The sequence below is a fragment of the Sphingomonas arabinosi genome (assembly GCF_036663715.1).
In the GTDB taxonomy this organism is placed as follows: Bacteria; Pseudomonadota; Alphaproteobacteria; order Sphingomonadales; family Sphingomonadaceae; genus Sphingomonas.
The window spans coordinates 327395-348569 of the sequence record NZ_JAXOJN010000003.1; the positions used below are offsets into that span (position 1 = coordinate 327395).

Sequence of the window (21175 nt, forward strand, 5' to 3'; positions counted from 1 at the left end):
CAAAAGTGAAGTATAGGAAGTATAGACGCTGGGAGCCGTCTCCACTTCCCCTCCAGTCAGCCCTCGATCTTCGAAAAATCTGCGACGTTGTGCACTGCGGCGCGGACTCGCTCAAGTAGCGCGAGGCGGGCGGAGCGCTTGGCGGGATCGGGATCGTTGACGATAACGCTATCAAAGAACGCGTCGATCGGTGCGCGGAGCGAGGCGAGCGCAGCCATCGCCGCGGCGAAATCCTCGCGCGCGATCGCGGCGGTGGCGCGGGGTTCGGCGGAGTCCAGCGCGGTCATCAGCGCGGTCTCTGCTGGTTCGGGCGTGTAGGACAGCATCTTCTCTTCGCCCCTCCCTGGAAGGGAGGGGTTGGGGGTGGGTCGGTCAGAGGCGGGCTCGGCATTCCCACGAGGGCTACCCACCCCCGGCCCCTCCCTTTCAGGGATGGGAGAAGAAGGGGCTTCCTTCTTGAGGATATTGGCGGCGCGCTTGTAGCCGGCGAGCAGGTTCGCACCGTCCTCGGTGGTGACGAACGCCTGGAGCGCGTGGACGCGCGCGAGCAGGCGGACGAGATCGCCCTCGCCGCCGAGTGCGAACACCGCGTCGATCAGGTCGTGCCGGACGCCGGCTTCGCGTTGCTGGACTTTGAGGCGGTCGGCGAAGAAGTCGAGCAGTTCTCCCGATATTAATCCGGCCGCATGCCGGCCGAGGACAGACTTTATCTTGCCACTGTTAATAAGTTGCTGCTCTATCGTATCACGCAAATCTGAAGCTACCGCGATCCTCGCCTTCTCGATCGCACTGTCTGCTCTACCAAGGCTATTTTCCACGAGCAGAGCGCTATCCACGTCCACCACCCTCTGCACCTCAGAAGCGACCGCGGCCATCTCATGCGCACGCGGAAGAAGCAGACTACTAACCGTACGGTTGACGGCCTCACTTAATGAAAAGCGCAGCTTTCCAACAACAATTAGACTTATCACGCCTAGAGCAGCTCTCCGCAGAGCAAAAGGATCTTTGGAGCCAGTCGGCCTCTCCTCAACTGCAAAGAACGATGCAATCGTATCAAGCTTGTCCGCCAGGCTTACCGCGACCGTTACCGGGTCGGTGGGGACGTCGTCGCCTTGGCCGACCGGCTTGTAGTGGTCGCGGATGGCGGTGGCGACGGACGGGTGCTCGCCCTGCGCGGCGGCGTAGTAGCCGCCCATCAGGCCTTGTAGCTCGGGGAACTCGCCGACCATGCCGGTGACGAGGTCTGCCTTTGCGAGGCGGGCTGCGCGGTCTGCTTGGGTGGCGAGGTCATCTCTCCCCTCCCGCTCGCGGGAGGGGTCGGGGGTGGGCTCGCGCTCACCGGCTGGCGTGGCGTTGGTGGTGAGCGCGAGCCCACCCCCCGGCCCCCTCCCGCTTGCGGGAGGGGGGGAAGAACGGACTATTCCCTCTTCTACCAACCAGCGCGCGAGCTTCGCGACGCGGTCGACCTTGTCGGCTACGGTGCCGAGCTTCTCGTGGAAGACGATCTTCGACAGCTTCTCTGCCTGCTCTTCGAGCGGGACCTTGAGGTCGGTGTCGTAGAAGAACTTCGCGTCCGACAAGCGCGCGGCGAGGACTTTCCGGTTGCCCTCGACGATGCCCGCACCCCCGTCGTGCGCATCGATGTTAGCGGTACAGACGAATGCGTTCGCCAATTTTCCGTCGGCGCCGCGGCAGACGAAATATTTCTGGTTCACGCGTGCCGTGAGCTGGATCACCTCGGGCGGGACGTCGAGAAACGCGGGGTCGAACTGGCCGAGCAGGGGAATCGGCCATTCGGTGAGGCCGGCATTCTCGGCGACGAGGCCCTCGTCCTCGATCAGTTCGAGCCCGGCCTGCGCTGCGGCTTCGCGGGCGTGGTCGCGGATCAGCGTGGCGCGTTCGTCGTGGTCGACGATGACGTGGCAGGCGCGCAGCTTCTCGACATAGTCGTGGGCGCCGCCGATCGTGATCTGGTACGGGTGGTGGAAGCGGTGGCCGAGCGTGGCGGCGCCGCTGGCGATCCCGGCGATCTCGAACGGCACGATCTCTTCGCCGAGCAGCGCGACGATGCCTTGCAGCGGGCGGACCCAGCGGAGCGATTCGGTGCTGGCGGAGGCATCACCCCAGCGCATCGACTTCGGCCACGGGAACGCGCGGACGATCGCGGGGATCGCGTCTGCCAGCACGGCGGCGGTGGCGCGGCCGGGCTTCTCGGTGACCGCGAAGAGCGTGCCGTTGCGGTCGATCAGTTGCTCGCGGGTCAGGCCGGTTTTGCGGAGGAAGCCTTCGAGAGCCTGGGGTGGCGCTGAGGTTTTGGGGCCCTTGGTTTCCTCGGAGACGGCGGCCGTTTCCAGCGGCAGGTCGCGGGCGATCAGCGTCAGGCGGCGCGGGGTCGCGTAGGTGACGATGGCGCTGGTGGCGATGCCGGCCTTGGCAAGCTCTGCGGTGAACAGCTTGGCGAGATCGTCTCGCGCCTTGGACTGCATCCGGGCGGGAATTTCTTCGGAGCGGAGTTCTAGGAGAAAGTCGGTCATATCTTCACCTCCCCTCCCGCAAGCGGGAGGGGATTGAGGGGTGGGCGCCCGGCCCGTCCATGCGCAGCATTTGCGTGGGACGTGGCGCGGCGGTGGGGAGCGTCATGGCCGGCGTATCGATGGTGGTGAGCGCGTGCCCACCCCTCGGTCCCCTCCCGCTTGCGGGAGGGGAGGAAGGATGAGGCATCACGCTGCCCATCCATGCTTGTCCATCCAGGCGGCGCAGGCGCCCTTCGCCAAGTCTCGGACGCGGCCCATATAGGCTTGGCGTTCGGCTACCGAGATTACGCCGCGGGCCTGGAGGAGGTTGAAGATGTGGCTGGCTTTGATCGCTTGCTCGTAGGCCGGGATCGGGAGCTTGGCGGCTAGCGAGTTCTCGCATTCGGCTACGTGCTTGCGGAACTGGTCGAAGAGCGAGTCCGTGTCGGCGATCTCGAAGTTCCACTTCGACATCTCCTGCTCGTTCTCCAGGAACACGTCGCCGTACGTCACGCCCGCGTCGTTGAACGCCAGGTCGTAGACCGAGTCCTTGTCCTGGATGTACATCGCAAGGCGCTCGAGCCCGTAGGTGAGTTCGCCGGCGACGGGCTTCATGTCGAAGCCGCCCATCTGCTGGAAATAGGTGAACTGCGTCACCTCCATGCCGTCGCACCAGACCTCCCAGCCGAGACCCCAGGCGCCGAGCGTGGGGCTTTCCCAGTCGTCCTCTACGAAGCGGATGTCGTGGCGCAGCATGTCGATGCCGATCGCTGCGAGGCTGCCGAGGTAGAGTTCCTGGAGGTTGGCGGGGGATGGCTTCAGGATGACCTGATACTGGTAGTAATGCTGGAGCCGGTTGGGGTTCTCGCCGTAGCGGCCGTCGGTCGGGCGGCGGCAGGGCTGGACGAACGCGGCGTTCCACGGTTTCGGTCCGAGCGCGCGGAGCGTCGTGGCGGTGTGGAAGGTGCCGGCGCCCATTTCCATGTCGTAGGGCTGCAGGATCAGGCACCCGTGTTCGCTCCAGTAATCGTGGAGCGTGAGGATCATGCGCTGGAAGCTGAGAGGCTTTTTCACGGGCTGGGTCACGGGCTGGGTCACGGGCTGGGCTTTGGCGGATGGGGGTGCGGGAGGCAAGTGGTGCGTTGCGGTCTGCGCTCCTACATGGGGGCGAACTCACGGTAAGGATGCCCTCCCCTTGAAGCTGTTCTCGAAGATCGCGTCGTTCCGATCCGCGCTGTCCGCCATTGCTATGGCGTTCGCTTTGCCCGCCTGTGCACAGGTTGCGCCGACGCCGGCTCAGTCGGCCAACGATGCCGATCCGGCGTTGTGGGTGGTGAAGGACAAGGACACGACGATCTACCTGTTCGGGACGATCCATGTGTTGAAGCCCGGCATGACGTGGTTCGACGAGGCGGTGAAGACCGCGTTCGATCGGTCGCAGCAGGTGGTGCTGGAGTTGGTGATGCCGGACCCCGCCAAGATGCAGTCGCTGGTGATGGCGACCGGCGTGTCTAAGGATGGGCCAACGCTGACCGAGCAGCTGCCGGCGGACAAGCGCGCGGCGTATGCGAAGGCGGTGACGGATCTGGGCCTGCCGGCGAATGCGTTCGATCGGTTCAAGCCTTGGCTGGCGGCGACGAACCTGTCGATCGCGCCGCTGTCCAAGCTTGGATATGATGCTGCGAACGGGCCGGAGCAGGTGATTACGGCGGCGGCGAAGGCTGCGGGGAAGCCGGTTACGGGGCTGGAGACGGCGGAGCAGCAGCTGGGGTATTTCGGGGGGCTTTCGCAGACCGCGCAGATGCAGTTCCTGGGGAGCACGATCGACGAGTTGCCGAAGCTGGAGACGACGATGGCGACGATGGTCGACGAGTGGGCGAAGGGGGATCCCGAGGCTTTGGCGCGCGAGATGAACGATAGTTTGAAGGATTCGCCGGAGGTGGCGAAGGTGTTGCTGGTGGATCGCAATGCGCGGTGGGCCGAGTGGGTCGCGAACCGGATGAAGTCGCCGGGGACTGTGTTTGTTGCGGTTGGTGCGGGGCATCTGGCGGGGACCGATAGCGTTCAGGCGCAGTTGGCGAAGCTTGGGGTGAAGGCCGAGCGGGTGAAGTATTGAGGTTCTGAGTCCCTCTCCCCTCGGGGAGAGGGAGGGAGGAGCCCTTGCGACGGAAGGGTGAGGGGGAGTGGGATAGATGCCCCGAGCCTCACCCCCCTCACCCTCCCACACGCAAGCGCGTGCGGGCCCCTCCCTCTCCCCGTAGGGGCGAGGGTCCAGGTTTAGTTGATTAAATCTCCCACTTCCGCTATGCGCCCGCGCTTCCGGTCCATGGTCATCCCTGGAGGCGTGGGCGGGAAGGACAACAAACGAGTTTCGGAGAATATAGATGAGCGACCAGTTGACGCTCGCAGCCGAGACGCGTGACCGGGTTGGCAAGGGAGCCTCCCGGGCGCTGCGTCGTGATGGCCGCGTGCCTGCCGTGATCTACGGCCTGAATCAGGAACCCACCTCGGTTCACCTCGAGGAAAAGGCGCTGATGAAGGCGCTGATGACCGGCCACTTCATGAATTCCGTCGTGATGGTCAACGGCGTGCGCACGCTGCCGAAGGACGTCTCGTTCCACCCGGTTTCGGATCGCCCGATCCATGTCGATTTCCTGCGCATCGGCGAGCATTCGACCGTCACCGTCGCGGTGCCGATCGTGTTCACCGACGAGGACGACGCACCGGGCATCAAGAAGGGCAAGGGCGTTCTCAACATCACGCGCCACGAGGTCGAGCTGGTCGTCGACGCTTCGGACATCCCGAGCGAGATCACGATTTCGCTCGCCGGTCTGGAGATCGGTGACTCGATCCACATCAGCGACGTGAAGCTGCCCAAGGGCGCGACGCCCGCGATCGACGACCGCGACTTCGCGATCGCCACGATCGTGCCGCCGACCGTCCCGACCGTCGAGGACGAAGAGCTCGAGGCTGAGGTTGCCGAAGCACAGGCTGCCGAGGCTGCTGCCGAGGAAGAGACCCCGGTCGAGCCGAACGACGATAACAACGACGACGACAAGATCACGCCGCAGAAGAAGGACTGAGGGTTCAGCCCTTCGTCTTCGGATGATCTGGCGGGCGGGAAAGCTAGGGCTTTCCCGCCCGTTTCGTTTTATATCACATCCGTCCGACCAATGCCGCCCCGCCCCCGTCATCCCCGCGTAGGCGGGGAACCAGACCCTCGGACTTCAGCTATGGAAGCGCGAGGCTAGCCAGTATGGGTTCCCGCCTCCGCGGGAATGACGGTTAGGGGCGTGGGGCAGCGATCACTTCCAGGAGAATACCACGTGCAGATCTGGGCGGGACTCGGCAATCCGGGGGCGCAATATGCGATGCACCGGCACAATGTCGGGTTCATGGTCGCCGATGCGATCGCCGAGGTGCACGGCTTCGGCGCGGTCAAGAAGCAGTTCCAGGGCTGGACGCAGGAGGGGCGGATCGGCTTCGAGAAGATCCTGCTGCTGAAGCCCGCGACCTTCATGAACGAGAGCGGGCGCGCGATCGGCGAGGCGCTGCGGTTCTACAAGCTGGGCGTCGAGGCGCTGACGGTGTTCCACGACGAGCTCGACATCGCGCCGTTCCGGGTGAAGGTGAAGACCGGCGGCGGGACCGCGGGACATAACGGGCTGCGCTCGACCGACCAGCATCTGGGACCCGAGTTTCGGCGCGTCCGGCTGGGGATCGGGCATCCGGGGCACAAGGATCGCGTGACCGGCTATGTGCTCGGCAATTATTCTAAGGCCGAGATCGAGCCGCTCAGTGACATGCTGGGCGCGGTCGCGGCGGAGGCCAAGTGGCTGGCGGAGGGCGACGACGTCCGCTTCATGAACGATGTCGCGTTGAGGATGCAGATATGACCACCCGCTCGCTGTTTGCCACGCGGTTCTACGAGGCCGATCTCGGGGACGATGATCTGGTCGAGGAACTGGAGGACGCCGCGCTCGAACTGGCAAAGGCCGATCGCGCGGGTGTCGCTTGGTCCAAGGCTCATGGGTATCGTGGATATACGTCCTATGCATCGCTGAACGACCTGCCGTTGCGCGATCCGCGGTTCGGGGATCTGGTGCGGTTGCTGAACAAGCATGTCGCGCAGTTTGCCAAGGACTGTGCGTTCGATCTGGGTGGGCGCAAGTTGAAGCTCGACAGCTTCTGGGTGAACGTCCTGAAGCCGGGCGGCGCGCATTCGGGGCATATTCATCCGCATAGCGTCGTGTCGGGGACGATGTACGTGGCGATTCCGGAGGGGGCCGGGGCGTTGAAGCTGGAGGATCCGCGGTTGCCGATGATGATGGCGGCGCCGACCCGGCTGGAGGATGCGCCGGAGGATCTGCGGACTTTCGTTTATGCCGAGCCTAAGCCGGGGAGTGTTTTTCTTTGGGAGAGCTGGTTGCGGCATGAGGTCGTGCCGAATGCTGCCAAGGGCGAGCGGATTAGTATTAGTTTTAATTATCGTTGGTGAGCGGGGTGCCGCGATGCGGCGCGGCGGGGTAGATAATTCCACCCCGGCGGAGGCCGGGGCCCAATTGGGGAACGTCGCTAACGAAGGACCGCCCTTCCTTCACAACCGCCTTCCCAATTGGGCCCCGGCCTTCGCCGGGGTGGTGGTTATAGAAGCGTTACCCTTATTTCTTCCCCCTCCCCTTCAGGGGAGGGTTGGGGTGGGGCTTGGCCGCATAAGTCAGCCTTCGTGGCACTGCCCCACCCCGACCCTCCCCTGAAGGGGAGGGAGTAGTAGGGCCCGATTACGCCGTCTTCATCGTCGCCATGTCGATGACGAAGCGGTACTTCACGTCGCTCTTCACCATGCGCTGATAGGACGGCTCGATCTCGTCCATGCGGATCATCTCGATGTCCGATACCAGGCCGTGCTCGTTGCAGAAATCGAGCATCTCCTGCGTCTCGGCGATGCCGCCGATCAGCGAGCCGGCGATCGCGCGCCGCTTGAAGATGAGGGCACCGACCGACGGCGACGGATGCGCGTGCTCGGGGACGCCGACCAGAGTCATCGTGCCGTCGCGCTTCAGCAACGCGGTGAAGGTGTCGAGGTTGTGGCTCGCCGCGACGGTGTTCAGGATGAAGTCGAAGCTGTTGGCGTGTTCGGCCATCGCGGCTTCGTCCTTCGAGACGATCAGGTCCTTTGCGCCGAGACGCTTGGCGTCCTCCCGCTTGTTGGGCGAGGTCGAGAAGACGTAGACTTCGGCGCCCATCGCGTTGGCGATCTTGACGCCCATATGGCCGAGACCGCCCAAGCCGACGATGCCGACCTTCTGGCCGGGGCCGACCTTCCAGTGCTTGAGCGGCGAGTAGGTGGTGATGCCCGCGCAGAGCAGCGGCGCGACCGCGGCGAGGTCGGCTTCGGGGTGCGAAACCTTCAGCACGAAGCCTTCGTCGACGACGATCTTGTCCGAATAGCCGCCGAACGTGTGCCCGCCGAGCACGGGATCGGGGCCGTTATAGGTGCCGACGAAGCCGGTCGTCTCGCAATATTGCTCCTCGCCGTCCTTGCACGATGCGCACTCGCCACAGCTGTCGACCATGCAGCCGATGCCGACGACGTCGCCGACCTTGAATTTGGTGACGTCGTCGCCGACTGCGGTGACGTGGCCGACGATCTCGTGGCCGGGAACGCAGGGGTAGAGCGTGCCTTCCCATTCGCCCTTGGCGGTGTGGAGGTCGGAATGGCAGACGCCGCAGAACGCGATGTCGATCGCGACGTCGGTCTTGCCAGGCTCGCGGCGCTCGAAGCTGAACGGCGCGAGCGGGGTTTCGGGGGATTGCGCGGCGTAGCCGTGGGCGGTCGTGGTCATGAAGTTCCTGATCTATCTCAAGCTGGGCTCGGGATATAAGCGTCGACCATATGATAACTACCGGTCGGTATGTTTATTTTGCTGCACTGCGGCGATCGAGTGGGTCGATTAGGGGGATTGTGTTCCGTGATGCGTTGAGCTTCTCCCATCCCTGGAAGGGAGGGGTTGGGGGTGGGTCGGTTTCCGGATCTTGGAACGGTTGCGGCTCAAGCTGGCCTACCCACCCCCAGCCCCTCCCTTTCAGGGAGGGGAGCAGAACGGAAACGCCGGCCGCCGGCGCGGCCCTCACTGGCCTTCCGGCCTCGCGTCGCCTAAAGCGCCACCACATTCTTATACCAAGGGCATATCATGGGTTTTCGCTGCGGCATCGTGGGGCTGCCGAACGTCGGCAAGTCCACTCTCTTCAACGCGCTGACCGAGACGGCCGCGGCGCAGGCGGCGAACTATCCGTTCTGCACGATCGAGCCCAACGTCGGTAACGTCGGCGTGCCCGACAAGCGGCTCGACGCGCTGGCGAAGATCGCCGGATCGCAGAAGATCATCGAGACGCAGCTTGGCTTCGTCGACATCGCCGGCCTCGTGCGCGGCGCGTCGAAGGGCGAAGGGCTCGGCAACCAGTTCCTCGGCAACATCCGCGAGGTCGACGCGATCGTCCATGTGCTGCGCTGCTTCGAGAATGGCGACGTGACGCATGTCGACAACAAGGTCGACCCGATCGCCGACGCCGAGACGGTCGACACCGAACTAATGCTCAGCGATCTGGAGAGCCTGGAAAAGCGCGTGCCGAACCTCGCCAAGAAGGGCATGCAGGGCGACAAGGAAGCCAAGATCGGCGCCGCCGTGCTCGGTCAGGCGCTCGAACTGCTCCGCGAGGGCAAGCCCGCGCGGCTGACCGTGCCGAAGGACGAGGACGAGGCGCGCGTGTTCGCGCAGGCGCAGCTGCTGACCGCCAAGCCGGTGCTGTACGTGTGCAACGTCGACGAGGGCGATGCGGCGAACGGCAATGCGCTGTCGGCGCGGGTGTTCGAGAAGGCGAAGACCGAGGGCGCGGAAGCGGTCGTGGTGTCGGCGGCGATCGAGGCGGAAATCGCGACGATGCCGGCGGAGGATCGCGGGGAGTTTCTTGGCGAGCTGGGTCTGGAAGAGACTGGTCTCGCGCGGGTCATCACCGCGGGGTACAAGTTGCTGCATCTGCTGACGTTCTTTACGGTCGGGCCGAAGGAAGCGCGTGCCTGGACCGTCCACGAGGGCGCGACCGCACCGCAGGCGGCGGGCGAGATCCACGGCGATTTCGAAAAGGGCTTCATCCGCGCCGAGACGATCGCGTTCGACGACTTCATCGCGCTGGGTGGGGAATCGAAGGCGCGCGAGGCGGGCAAGCTGCGCGCTGAAGGCAAGGCGTATGTCGTGCAGGACGGCGACGTGATGCACTTCCTGCATAGCTGATCGACACGCGACGGTGACGGGTCAGCGATAGTCCTCGCAGGCTATCCCGTCGTCGTCGCCGTCCATGCCTTCGCGGTAGCCCGGCTGGCCGCGGTAGAGCGGTGCGGCGCCTGCCGCGCGTACTTCGCGACATCCGCTGTAGAAGACCGCGCTTTCTGACGGGAGGCTGGTTGAACGGCGGGCTGGCGTCGATGATTCATATGCTGGCCGAACGACGTTGTAGGGCTCGGCTTCGGATGCTGGTCGGGCGGGCGCGACGACAGGACGCCGCAGCACCGGCCGCGCGGTAACGGGCGTATCGGGTGCCGCCTTGGTATCGACGATCGCCGGGGCTGCAGTCGGTTGCGGCTCGGTGGCCTTCCAGACACCGGCAAACATCAGTGTCGAGGCGATCGCCGTGACCGCGATAAAGGAGCGCTCCATGGCGCTGTTATATGTGCGTAGTGGTTGACGAAGACTTATCGGTGGGTTGCTGGCTTAGGAGCCGGGAAGGCAAAGGCGCGATGTCTGCTATAAGAAAAAGTCCCCGCTCCGACACTTAAGGCATAACCTTTGCGCGGGATCGTTGCTACCCCCGACCGGCGAGCGGCGAAATTCGAGGAGCGTGTGATGCGTCATACTTTGTCGGCGGCGATTGGAGTTGCCATCTTGAGTTCTGCCTCAGGCTCCGCGAGCCCGGTGCAAGGTGTGGTTTCAGGTATCTATGAACTGGACACGGCGCGGAGTGACAACGCATTCAAGGTTATCGACGGCGCTACCGCCAACATTCCCGACGACAAGCGCCCTCGTATTCGGATGAGGCTCCGCAAGTCCATTGCGGTAAATAGAATTAGAATTTCCACTGCAGGACGTCGAGTCGGGATCGCGTATGATGCCAAAACACCGATCGTAGTTTGGGTAGGCGAAGAGCCGATCAAGTGGACGCTCATCCCAGAACTTGTTTTCGATGTATCGGTAAAATCGGATGGCGGAACCATCGCTCTAACATTCCGTGGCGAATACGGCGAGCGGACGTCAAAATATCATAGTGTCGGCCAGGACTTGGTGGAGAATACCACCATCGTCAACCCGCTGTTCTCTACGCCGATCGTCTATAATCAGATGTATAAAAAGATTAACTGACAGGATTTAATGGTAAACTTCTGGCGAGACGCGGTTTTTCCGTAGATGCGGGTGCCGGTCAAGATGATCTGTCTAGCGCCTGCTTTCCGGCTCGCTACGACTGTGAACGAACGGCAGCAATTGGGCGCTAGGCGTCGGTCTTGGTATGATCAGGCAATGCCAGTGGTCGTCTTGCTGCCTTGCGACCTGCGGCGGCGACTATGACGGCGCTGGACAGGAGGATGCCGGATACGAGCGCGCCGACCGATAGCAGGCCGGCGGTGGTTACCGAGGCGTCGAAGGTGGTGCGCTTGCCGATCCGGATCGAGACTTTGGCGGCGGGGGTGCTTGGGGTTTTGGTGCGTTCGGGGTGCGTTGGGGTCTTCATGGGTCGAGGCTGAACCTTTCGCGGCTTGCGGGCAAGGCTGCGCGTTGGCGCTGTGTGGGCTTTGGCGGGGGTCGGGGAGAGACTGCGAGGTTGTGGCGGGTCGTGCGGGGGGTTAGACCGGGGCATGCTCGCGCGCCTGATCCTGGCTTTGCTCCTTGCTGCGTTTGCGTTTCCTGCGGTGGCGCCGGCGGCGTGTCATGATGCGCCTGCTTCGCGGGGGTCTGCCGTCGTCATGGATATGGCGGCGATGGGCGGGACACAGGAGGCTATGCCGGATCACGAGGCGCCCGATCGGAAGGCTACCCCGCTGCATGGGTGTATCGGGTGCGTGCCGCCCTCGAACTGGAATGGCGCCCGCGTTCTGGACGTGGCGTTGCGGGAGCCGGCCGTGGTGACCGGACGGGTGGCTGTACTGGATCTTGGGGCTGGCGTCGCGCCGGCTTTGCGGCCTCCGCGAGAGGCTTGATCTTCGGGTGCTGATGCGCCCCGATTTTCAGGCTTTTCCAAGGATATACTGATGGTTCGATATAGGTTTCTCGCGGCTGATGCCGCGGGGGCGAGGTTGCTCGCGGCTGGTGCCGTGAGGACGATGCAGCTTGCGGCTGGTGCCGTGAGGGCGATGCTGCTTGCGGGTGGTGTCGTGGGGGCGGTGCTGCCGGTTGCTGCGGTGGCGCAACATTCCATGTCCATGCCGGGCATGACTATGCCGGATGCGGCTCCTGAGAAGACGGTGGAGAGGGTTGAGTCGCGGCCGGTGGCTCGTCCGCCGCAGTCTGGGGGGGCTGTCGATCATTTGACGATGGACCATTCGGCGATGGGTCATCCCGCTCCGGTCGCGCCGCCTACCCCGGACGCTATGCCGGGTATGGATCATGCGCAGATGGATCATGGCGCGATGGGGCATGCGATGATCGTGGACTCCGCCTATCGCGCGGCGTCCGATGCGGCGGTGGCGAAAATGCCCGCGGGGTCGGCGATGGCCGGGATGGCGATGGGGACGTCCGCCGGCTTCTATAGCCAAGGTAGCGGGACGTCGCGGCTGCCGGCCGCCGAGGGGCCGATGCGTGGGTATATGACGCAGGCGGGCGAGTGGATGCTGATGGCGCATGGCTATGCTTGGGGCGTCGTCACCGACCAGGGGGGGCCGCGCGGCAAGAGCGAGGCGTTCGTGCAGTCGATGGCGATGCTGATGGCGGACCGCGACCTCGGCGACCGCTGGCATATCCAGTTGCGGGCGATGAACAGCCTCGAGCCGCTGATGGGCGCGCGGGGCTATACCAATCTGTTCGCGACCGGCGAGCTGGCGAACGACCGGCCGCTGGTCGATCGGCAGCATCCGCACGACCTGTTCATGGAGCTTGCCGCGAAGGTCGATTACCGGCTGGGGAACGGCAACACGCTGTTCCTGTATGGCGGGCCGGTCGGCGAGCCGGCGCTGGGGCCGAGCGCGTTCATGCACCGGGGGTCGGCGCGGTATCAGCCGATGTCGCCGATCACGCATCACTGGTTCGATTCGACGCACATCACCTACGGCGTGGTGACGGCGGGGTATGCGACGCCTGCGTTCCAGCTGGAGGCGTCGGCGTTCAAGGGGCGCGAGCCGGACGAGCATCGCTGGGGGATCGAAGCGCCGCGGTTCGATTCGTGGAGCGTGCGCGGGACGTGGACGCCGTCGCCGTTCTGGGCGGTGCAGGTGAGCCATGGCCGGCTGAAGGAGCCCGAGGCGCAGCATCCGGGCGAGGACGAGAACCGATCGACCGCGAGCGTGCAATATGCGCGGGGCGGGCTGGCTACGACGGTTGCGTATAGTCTGAAGGACCGGCTGCCGGGGGAGAAGCTGAGCGCGTTCCTGGCGGAGGCTACGTATGAGCTTTCGGCTCGGCATGCGGTGTTCGGGCGGGTGGAGAACGTGGCGAACGACGAGCTTTTTCCCGATCACGACGATCCGCTGCATGATCGGAAGTTCCGGGTGACGAAGGCTGAGGTCGGGTATGCGTACCGGGTGCCGATCGTCGGGCCGTTGGGGTTGGCGCTCGGGGGGACCGTCGCGGCGTATGCCAAGCCGGCGGCGCTGGACGCGGCGTATGGGAAGACGCCGGTGAGTTGGACCTTGTTCAGCAAGTTGGCGGTGGGGTTGTAGGCTGCATAACAGCGCACAGCGCTCCTTGTTCTCCCGCGAAGGCGGGAGCCCAGTCTGGGTCCCCGCCTTCGCGGGGAAACAAGCTAGGGTGAGCTCGCCTCCGCACGGATCGCTTTCTCTCGCCGAGCGCGCCGAGTAAGGATCGCGCGAGGTCGGCACCTGCTCGGGACGAACGGTTATGATGAAGACGACTGTGCTCGCATTTCTGGGGCTGGCACTCGCCGGGTGCGCGTATCCGTACACGCCCCCTGCCCTTGCGCCGATTACCGCGCCTGCCCCCGCATCGACCGCGGCGGCTGCGATGCCGGGCGAGGCTCGGGCGCCGGTTACGATTCTCGTGTCGATCGATGGGTTCCGGCCGGATTATCTCGACCGCGGCGTCAGTCCGAACCTCAACCGGCTGCGCGCGGGTGGAGTGTTCGCGAGCATGCGGCCGTCGTTTCCCAGCGTCACCTTTCCCAACCACTGGACACTGGTGACGGGGCTGCGGCCCGATCGCAGCGGGATCGTGGGCAACAAAATGGAGGATCCGGCGCGGCCGGGCGAGACGTTCACGATGGCGACCGACGATCCGTTCTGGTGGAGCGAGAGCTCGCCGATCTGGGTCGATGCGGAGAAGGCGGGGATCCGGACCGCGACGATGTTCTGGCCGGGCGCGAACGTCGCCGTCGGGGGGACGGCCAAGCCGAACAGCCATGGTGCGATTGAGGGCGGTACGCGGCCGGCGGACTGGCAGCAGTTCAACCAGCAGGTGTCAGGCACGCAGCGCGTCAACGCGGTGATCGACTGGATGCGGCGGCCGGCGGCGATCCGTCCCAAGCTGGTGACGCTGTATTTCGATACGGTCGACAGCGCGGGTCATGCGGGTGGGCCCGACAGCGCGGGCGTTACCCAGGCGGTGGCGGATGTGGATGCCAGTATTGGAGCGTTGGTCGACGGGTTGGCCGCGCTGGGGCAGCCGGCGAACCTGGTGATCGTCGCGGATCACGGGATGGCGGCGACGAGCAGCACGCGCGTCGTCGCGCTCGATACGATCGCGGACAAGGCGGACTATCGCACCGTCGAGATGGGGCCGTACGCGACCCTGTTCGCGGTGCCGGGGCATGAGGCGGCGCTGGAGGCGCGATTGCTGAAGCCGCACGATCACCTGCAATGCTGGCGGAAAAGCGAGATTCCGGCGCGGTTCCATTATGGGCGCAATCCGCGGGTCCCGAGCTATCTGTGTCTCGCCGATGTCGGCTGGCGGGTGGATGCGAGTGCGCCGACCAGGGCTTCGGTCGGCGGGATGCACGGATACGACAACATGGCGCCGGAGATGCGTGCGCTGTTCATCGCCAACGGACCGGCGTTCGTTCGCGGCAAGACGATCCCGGGCTTCGATAACGTAGCGATCGAGCCTTTGCTGCGCGACCTGATCGGGTTGCCGGCCGAGGCGGGACTGGACGGCACCGCGGCGCCCTTCCAGAAGGTGATGCAACGATAAGAGGAGAGGCTCGCGTGCAGTATTTCGAAGATATCGAGGTCGGTCGGACCGCGTCGTTTGGCGCCTATGCCGTCGCCCGCGAGGAGGTGACCGCGTTCGCCGCGAAATACGATCCGCAGCCGTTTCACTTGTCCGACGAGGCGGCGGCGCAGACGCATTTCGGGCGGTTGTCGGCGAGTGGCTGGCATACGTGCGCGATGACGATGGCGATGCTGGTCGCGCACCTGAAGGAGAACGAGCAGGCGGGGCTCGGGTCGCCGGGTATCGACGAGTTGAAGTGGGTGAAGCCGGTGTATCCGGGGGATACCCTGCGCTGCGAGAGCGAGGTGCTGGAAAAGCGCGTATCGGCGAGTCGGCCCGAGATGGGGATCTTCAAGAGTCGTATGCGGGTGTTCAATCAGGACGACGTCATGGTGATGACGTTCGTTTCTAATGGACTGGTTTCGACGCGCCCTACGGAAGGGCCGGCTGGCTGACAGGTGGGCGTCAGCCCGAACGCTGTCTGGCTCTCATGCAGTAGTGATTCACGCGAAGGCGCGAAGTCTGTCCTGAGCTTCGCCGAAGGGGCGCAAAGCTAGACAGAAGGTTTGTTCACGCGGAGGCGCGGAGGCGCGGAGAAGATTTGAGATGACCGAGCCGCTTGGTGAGCTTTGGTGCCTTTTGAGAGGAGGTCGCCCTCCCCTCGCTATTCTACAACTCTCCGCGCCTCCGCGTCTCCGCGTGAACAACCTTCTGCCTCTTCGCGCCCCTTCGGCGAAGCTCAGGACAGGCTTCGCGCCTTCGCGTGAACCAATCTTCGCTAGTTACCGAGGCGTGCGACCGCCGCCGGGATTGCCGCCACGGAATCCACGGTTACCGCCGCCGAAGCTGCGACCCTGGGTTCCGCGATTCTGGCGGTATTCGCGCCGGTCCTGACGGGCCTCGCCACGATACTGCTGGCGCGCTTCGCGACGTTCGCCGCGGAACTGGTCCGGCGTGATCTGTCCGTTGCGGAGCTGGCCGCGATCCTGGCGGCGGTCCTGGCGGAAGTCGCGATTGGCTTCGCGACGATCCTGACGATATTCGCGCGCCGCGGGATTGTTGCCGCGGGCGAAATTGCCCCAGTTGCCGTTGCCGCGGTAGTTGCCGCGACGGCCCTGCCAATAGCGCTGTTGGTTACCGTTCCAGCGATAGGGGCGACGGTTGCGATCGTAGACGTAGACGCCCGAGCCCGGATAGTAATAGTCGCCGTTCCAGCCATAATAGGAATTCAGGCCGCCATAGCCTGCGAACCCGTCATAGCCTGCACCGTAATAGCCGCCGCCATACCCGCCACCGTAATAGGGGTCGCTCGCATAGCCGAGGCCAGCGCCGCCATAGCCGTAACCGTCTGTGCAACCGGCGACGCCCAATCCGAGGCCCAGGGCTAGGCCGATAATGCCGAAGCGTTTCATAAACATGGAAAATCTCCCGTACACGGAGGGCGGACACAACGCGCCGCCATTCGTCGCACAACGGAGACACTATGTCGCAAGTTCCATGAACGGGGTCTGACGGGATTTCGTACCGGGGGTGGGAAAGGGGTCTGATGGGGTTTTGGGTTCCGTGGGAGTTTGAAGGTACGGGACGCCCTTCCTTACTGTTCCCCCGCGTAGGCGGGGGTCCAGGGTACCTGACCGCTACGGTACTTAGCTGGGCCCCCGCGTCCGCGGGGGAACAAGACTGGTGGGCTTCCGCGGTAAAAGTGCGATCAGTGGCCGGGGAAGTGGATCAGGGCTGAGGCTTCGATGCCGTCCGAGCGGAGCGCGTCGGCGCCGCCGAGCTCGGGGAGATCGACCAGGAACTGGGCCTGCGTGACCATCGCGCCGGCCTTGTGGAGGAGGCGGACGGCGGCGCGGGCGGTGCCGCCGGTGGCGATCAGGTCGTCGACCAGCAGGACTCGTGCGCCGGGAGCAAGCGCATCGGCGTGGATTGCGATGCGGTCGGTGCCGTATTCGAGCGCATAGTCTTCGGCGATCGTTGCGCCGGGGAGCTTGCCGTCCTTGCGGATCAGCAGGACGCCGGCCTTGAGCGGCGCGGCGAGCGCTGCGGCGAAGAGGAAGCCGCGGGCTTCGATGCCGGCGACGAGATCGACGGGGCCGGAAACTGCCGCGACCATCCGTTCGATCGCGGTCGCCCAACCGTGCGGGTCGAGCAGCAAGGTCGTGATGTCGCGGAACTGGATGCCGGGCTTGGGGAAGTCCGGGATGGTGCGGATCAGGGCCTTGAGGTCGGAATTCTGCTCGGCGAAATCGGACATGGATCGTTCCCTTCGTTCCGCGCGACGGCGGCGGATAGGCCGAAACGCGACGCTGCGCCCCGGCCGAAACGAAAGCGGCGGATCGGGCTTATCACCCGTCCGCCGCTCCCTCTATCCGTGCGCCCTTACCGCGGGAGCCCGGCCGCCATCAATGCTTAACGTCGCGCCAGACGTTCTGGTACGCGCCCCAGGCGAGGCCGCAGAAGATCAGGATGAAGATGATCGACGCGAACCCGGCGGCGTGGCGTGCCTCCAGATTGGGCTCGGCGGTCCAGGTCAGGAACGCGGAGACGTCGGTCGACATCTGGTCGATCGTCGGCTTGGTACCGTCCGCATAGGTCACCTGGCCGTTGGACGTCAGCGGCGGCGGCATCGCGATGTTGAGGTTCGCGAAATACGGATTGTAGTGGAGGCCGGACGGCGTCTTGATGTCCGGGAATTCCCTCAGCAGCGCGGCGGGCTGCGTCGTGTAGCCGGTCAGCAGCGAGTGGACGTAGGCGGTGCCCTCCTCGCGCGCCTTGGTGATCAGCGAGAGATCGGGCGGCAGCGCGTTGTTGTTCGCGGCGCGGGCGGCGATCTCGTTCGCGAACGGCGACGGGAAGCGATCCGACGGGATGTTCTTACGCGTTGCCGCCTCGCCGGTTTCCGGATTGATCGAGGGCTGCTCGATCACCCACTGGCTGGCGATCGCCTTAACCTCGGGCTCCGAATAGCCGATCTTCTGCAGGTCGCGGAACGACACGAGCCGCAGCGAGTGGCAGGCGGCGCAGACTTCCTTGTAGACCTGGAACCCGCGCTGGAGCTGGCGACGGTCGAACTTGCCGAACACGCCGTTGGAGGCGAGCTCGAGCTCCTTCGGATGCTTGTGCGCGACACTCTCCGCGGTCGGTGCGACGGGGTCGGTGATGACCCCCGCCACGCTGCCGAAGAGCGCGATGCCGAGCACCAGCACGAAGGCCGCGCCGACCAGGGATGCGATGAGACGAACCATGTGTGTGTCCTCGAGTTCGTATCAGTGCGCGGCGTGCGGCGCGGACGCCGTCGACAGCGCTGTCTGGGCCGGGCTCGTGCCACCGTGATTGGCCAGGACGGCCTCGGTGATCGAGTTGGGCAGCGGCCGCGGTCGCTCCGCGCGCGAGATCAGCGGCAGGATGATCAGGAAATGCGCGAAATAGTACGCCGCGCAGATCTGGCTCAGGATCACGTAGAACGCGTTCGCCGGGGCGCCGCCGCAATAGCCGAGCACCAGAATGTCGGCGACGAGGACCCAGAACGCGATCCGTGCCTTGGGCCGGTAGTTCATCGAACGGACCGGCGAGCTGTCCAGCCAGGGCAGGAAGAACAGCAGCAGGATCGAGCCGAACATCGCCAGCACGCCCCAGAGCTTGGCCGGCAGGATGAAGTCCGCGGTGAAGGCGCGCAGGATCGCGTAGAACGGCCAGAAATACCATTCGGGGACGATGTGCGCGGGCGTCGAAAGCGGGTTCGCCGGGATGTAGTTGTCCGGGTGGCCGAGATAATTTGGGAAGAAGAACAACAGGCTGGCGAAGATCAGCAGGAAGATGCCGAGCCCGAAGCCGTCCTTGGCCGTGTAGTAGGGATGGAACGGGACGGTGTCCTGCTCGCCCTTCACGTCGACGCCGGTCGGGTTGTTCGAGCCGGGGATGTGCAGCGCCCAGATGTGCAGGATGATGACGCCCGCGATCACGAACGGCAGCAGATAATGCAGCGAGAAAAAGCGGTTGAGCGCGGCGTTGTCAGGCGCGAATCCGCCGAGCAGCCAGATGCGGATGGTGTCGCCGACCAGCGGGATCGCCGAGAAGAAACCGGTGATGACCTGCGCGCCCCAGAAGCTCATCTGGCCCCAGGGAAGCACATAGCCCATGAACGCGGTCGCCATCATCAGCAGGAAGATGACCACGCCGAGCAGCCACACCATCTCGCGCGGTGCCTTGTACGAGCCGTAATAGAGCCCGCGGAAGATGTGCGTGTAGACGACGATGAAGAACATCGAGGCGCCGTTCGCGTGGGCGTAGCGCAGGAACCAGCCCGCGTTGACGTCGCGCATGATGCTCTCGACCGAGTCGAACGCGACCGCGCCATTGGCGGCGTAGTGCATCGCGAGGACGATGCCGGTGATGATCTGGATCGCGAGCGCGGCACCGGCGAGGACGCCGAAGTTCCAGAAGTAATTGAGGTTGCGCGGCACCGGATAACCGGCGCCGACCGCGTTGTAGACGAGCCGGGGAACGGGAAGCCGCTCATCCAGCCACCGCGTCAGCGGCAGCTTCGGTTCGTATTGCTTGGCCCAGGGAAAGCTCATGGTGTTTTCCTCAGCCTACCGTGACGACGGTGTCGGAATTGAAGGCATAGTCCGGCACGTGGAGGTTGGTCGGTGCGGGGCCTTTGCGGATGCGCGCGGCGGTGTCGTAGGCCGAACCGTGGCACGGGCAGAAATAGCCGCCGAACGGACCCTTGTTCTCACCCTCGCCCGCGCCGAGCGGGACGCAGCCGAGATGCGTGCAGACGCCCAGCGTGATCAGCCAGTTCTTCTTGCCTGCCTTGGTGCGCTCCTCGAGCGTCTGCGGATCGCGCAGCGTCGAGATATCGACCGCGTCGGCTTCCGAGATTTCCTTCGGCGTCAGGTTGCGCACGAACAGCGGCTGCTTGCGGAAGCTGGTCTTGATCGCCTGGCCAGGGAGGATCTTCGACAGGTCGATCTCGGTGGTCGACTGTGCGAGCACGTCGGCCGAGGGGTTCATCTGGTTGATCAGCGGCAGGACGATCGCGACCGCGCCCACGCCGGCGAACGAGACGGCTGCGATATTGATGAAATCACGGCGGCGAGGGTCATGGGCCTCTTCGTGAAACGGCTCTGGCGATTCGCCGGGAGGAACCATGTCGTCGACTGTCGCCATTCATCTCGCCCTTGCACGTTATTTTTTTCGTGGCCGACTGGGCTTTCGGTTTCGCGAAACCATATGCCCATTCCGCCCGACCGTCCCCACGGAGGCTGCGATCTGATAGACGGCGAGACGGCGGTTTGCCAACTGCATTTTGCTTTGGGTTACCGCCGCGCCCTCGCTGCGCTAGGGGATGGGGCATGCGTATTGCCCTCTACCAACCCGATATCGCCGGAAATGTCGGGGCGATTTTGCGCACCGCGGCGTGCATGGGAATCGGCGTCGACCTGATCGAACCGATGGGATTCACCTGGAGCGACAAGGCCGTCGCGCGCTCCGGCATGGACTATGCCGGCGTGGTCGACGTGGTGCGGCATGTCGATTGGGAGGCGTTCCTGGGACAGGTGACCGGGCGGATCGTGCTGCTGACGACGAAGGGCGCGGTGCGGCTGGATGTGGCGGAGTTTCGCGAGGACGACGTGTTGTTGATGGGAAGCGAGGGGGCTGGCGTTCCTGACGAGGTGCATGCGCGGGCGGATGTGCGGGTGCTGATCCCGATGCGGCCGGGGTTGCGGTCGATGAATATTTCGGTGGCGACGGGGATCGTGGCGGCGGAAGCGCTGCGGCAGACGGGGGGGTGGCCGGTTTAGGTAGGGGCGGCGGGGGTCATCGCGACTCTTCTGCTCCCTTCCCGGGGGGGGGGGTGGGTCGGTTGGCTTTTGCCACTCGACGTCTGGATATGCGGAAGCCTACCCACCCCCTGCCCCTCCCTTCCAGGGAGGGGGGCCAAGAGGGCCGGCGGTCGGTGGATATTTTGGTGGCGACGGAGCTCGTTGCGGCGGGGGCTTTGCGGCATCCGGCGGGTGGCCGGCTTAGCGATGGCGCGGCGTGGCTTATCGCGCGACTCTTCTGCTCCCCTCCCTGGAAGGGAGGGGTTGGGGGTGGGTCGGTTGGCTTTTGCCACTCGACGTTTGGATATGCGGAAGCCGACCCACCCCCTGCCCCTCCCTTCCAGGGAGGGGGGCCAAGAGTGTCGGTGATCGGTGGACGTTTCGGTGGCGATTGGGATCGTTGCGG

At 64.9% G+C, this 21175-nt stretch carries 21 protein-coding genes; 11 read left to right on the forward strand and 10 right to left on the reverse strand.

What is annotated here, in order from left to right; all coding sequences use genetic code 11:
• Positions 1-56: 56 nt before the first annotated feature.
• Together glyS and U1708_RS07090 are read right to left on the reverse strand one after the other, a co-directional pair.
• Entirely contained in the window at positions 57-2534 is a 2478-nt protein-coding gene (gene glyS, locus U1708_RS07085) for a glycine--tRNA ligase subunit beta (RefSeq protein WP_332744118.1), read from the reverse strand.
• A gap of 186 nt (positions 2535-2720) precedes the next feature.
• Positions 2721-3560: a glycine--tRNA ligase subunit alpha gene (locus U1708_RS07090; protein WP_332744559.1), complete on the reverse strand. Its 840-nt coding sequence runs from the start codon at positions 3558-3560 to the stop codon at positions 2721-2723.
• A 202-nt stretch (positions 3561-3762) separates the two neighbouring features.
• On the opposite strand from U1708_RS07090, the gene U1708_RS07095 reads away from it, so the two are divergent.
• The 4 genes from U1708_RS07095 (at position 3763) to U1708_RS07110 (ending at position 7011) form a co-directional block, all read left to right on the forward strand.
• A complete protein-coding gene (locus U1708_RS07095; protein WP_443030007.1) occupies positions 3763-4629 on the forward strand; it encodes a TraB/GumN family protein in 867 nt (288 codons plus the stop codon).
• A gap of 268 nt (positions 4630-4897) precedes the next feature.
• Complete coding sequence (locus U1708_RS07100; RefSeq protein WP_307086710.1) at positions 4898-5596, forward strand: 50S ribosomal protein L25/general stress protein Ctc; 699 nt, start codon at positions 4898-4900, stop codon at positions 5594-5596.
• A 243-nt stretch (positions 5597-5839) separates the two neighbouring features.
• Complete coding sequence (gene pth, locus U1708_RS07105) at positions 5840-6409, forward strand: aminoacyl-tRNA hydrolase (RefSeq protein WP_332744125.1); 570 nt, start codon at positions 5840-5842, stop codon at positions 6407-6409.
• Entirely contained in the window at positions 6406-7011 is a 606-nt protein-coding gene (locus U1708_RS07110; RefSeq protein ID WP_307086714.1) for a TIGR02466 family protein, read from the forward strand. Before pth ends, U1708_RS07110 begins: the two co-directional genes overlap by 4 nt.
• Before the next feature lie 283 nt (positions 7012-7294).
• On the opposite strand, the gene U1708_RS07115 is transcribed toward U1708_RS07110, so the two are convergent.
• Positions 7295-8359 carry an NAD(P)-dependent alcohol dehydrogenase gene (locus tag U1708_RS07115; protein ID WP_332744127.1) on the reverse strand — a complete coding sequence of 355 codons (1065 nt, stop codon included), beginning with the start codon at positions 8357-8359 and terminating at the stop codon, positions 7295-7297.
• A 348-nt stretch (positions 8360-8707) separates the two neighbouring features.
• Between U1708_RS07115 and ychF the strand changes: the two genes are divergently transcribed.
• Positions 8708-9805, forward strand: a complete 1098-nt coding sequence (gene ychF, locus U1708_RS07120) for a redox-regulated ATPase YchF (RefSeq protein ID WP_332744129.1) — start codon at positions 8708-8710, stop codon at positions 9803-9805.
• Between the two features lie 21 nt (positions 9806-9826).
• On the opposite strand, the gene U1708_RS07125 is transcribed toward ychF, so the two are convergent.
• A complete protein-coding gene (locus U1708_RS07125) occupies positions 9827-10228 on the reverse strand; it encodes an excalibur calcium-binding domain-containing protein (RefSeq protein ID WP_332744131.1) in 402 nt (133 codons plus the stop codon).
• Between the two features lie 186 nt (positions 10229-10414).
• On the opposite strand from U1708_RS07125, the gene U1708_RS07130 reads away from it, so the two are divergent.
• On the forward strand, positions 10415-10927 hold the full coding sequence (locus U1708_RS07130; RefSeq protein ID WP_332744133.1) for a hypothetical protein: 513 nt from the start codon (positions 10415-10417) through the stop codon (positions 10925-10927).
• Positions 10928-11054: 127 nt separating this feature from the next.
• Here U1708_RS07130 and U1708_RS07135 read toward each other — a convergent pair whose 3' ends face one another.
• Complete coding sequence (locus U1708_RS07135; RefSeq protein WP_307086723.1) at positions 11055-11294, reverse strand: hypothetical protein; 240 nt, start codon at positions 11292-11294, stop codon at positions 11055-11057.
• A 124-nt stretch (positions 11295-11418) separates the two neighbouring features.
• Between U1708_RS07135 and U1708_RS07140 the strand changes: the two genes are divergently transcribed.
• From U1708_RS07140 to U1708_RS07155, 4 genes are all read left to right on the forward strand, one after another.
• Entirely contained in the window at positions 11419-11760 is a 342-nt protein-coding gene (locus U1708_RS07140) for a hypothetical protein (protein WP_332744136.1), read from the forward strand.
• 51 nt (positions 11761-11811) lie between these two features.
• Positions 11812-13434 carry a hypothetical protein gene (locus U1708_RS07145; protein WP_332744138.1) on the forward strand — a complete coding sequence of 541 codons (1623 nt, stop codon included), beginning with the start codon at positions 11812-11814 and terminating at the stop codon, positions 13432-13434.
• 178 nt (positions 13435-13612) lie between these two features.
• On the forward strand, positions 13613-14917 hold the full coding sequence (locus U1708_RS07150; protein ID WP_332744140.1) for an alkaline phosphatase family protein: 1305 nt from the start codon (positions 13613-13615) through the stop codon (positions 14915-14917).
• 14 nt (positions 14918-14931) lie between these two features.
• On the forward strand, positions 14932-15393 hold the full coding sequence (locus U1708_RS07155) for a MaoC family dehydratase (protein WP_332744144.1): 462 nt from the start codon (positions 14932-14934) through the stop codon (positions 15391-15393).
• Positions 15394-15720: 327 nt separating this feature from the next.
• On the opposite strand, the gene U1708_RS07160 is transcribed toward U1708_RS07155, so the two are convergent.
• From U1708_RS07160 to petA, 5 genes are all read right to left on the reverse strand, one after another.
• Positions 15721-16356 (reverse strand): hypothetical protein, encoded by a 636-nt coding sequence (locus tag U1708_RS07160; RefSeq protein ID WP_332744146.1) that lies wholly within the window; start codon positions 16354-16356, stop codon positions 15721-15723.
• Positions 16357-16646: 290 nt separating this feature from the next.
• Positions 16647-17195 carry an adenine phosphoribosyltransferase gene (locus U1708_RS07165; RefSeq protein ID WP_332744148.1) on the reverse strand — a complete coding sequence of 183 codons (549 nt, stop codon included), beginning with the start codon at positions 17193-17195 and terminating at the stop codon, positions 16647-16649.
• Between the two features lie 148 nt (positions 17196-17343).
• Positions 17344-18186: a cytochrome c1 gene (locus U1708_RS07170; protein ID WP_332744150.1), complete on the reverse strand. Its 843-nt coding sequence runs from the start codon at positions 18184-18186 to the stop codon at positions 17344-17346.
• Positions 18187-18207: 21 nt separating this feature from the next.
• Complete coding sequence (locus tag U1708_RS07175) at positions 18208-19518, reverse strand: cytochrome b (protein WP_307086740.1); 1311 nt, start codon at positions 19516-19518, stop codon at positions 18208-18210.
• A 10-nt stretch (positions 19519-19528) separates the two neighbouring features.
• The gene (gene petA, locus U1708_RS07180; protein WP_131584587.1) at positions 19529-20095 is read right to left on the reverse strand and encodes a ubiquinol-cytochrome c reductase iron-sulfur subunit; all 567 of its coding nucleotides are present in this window, start codon (positions 20093-20095) and stop codon (positions 19529-19531) included.
• 203 nt (positions 20096-20298) lie between these two features.
• Between petA and U1708_RS07185 the strand changes: the two genes are divergently transcribed.
• Positions 20299-20748 carry a tRNA (cytidine(34)-2'-O)-methyltransferase gene (locus U1708_RS07185; protein WP_332744153.1) on the forward strand — a complete coding sequence of 150 codons (450 nt, stop codon included), beginning with the start codon at positions 20299-20301 and terminating at the stop codon, positions 20746-20748.
• The last annotated feature ends 427 nt before the right edge of the window (positions 20749-21175 follow it).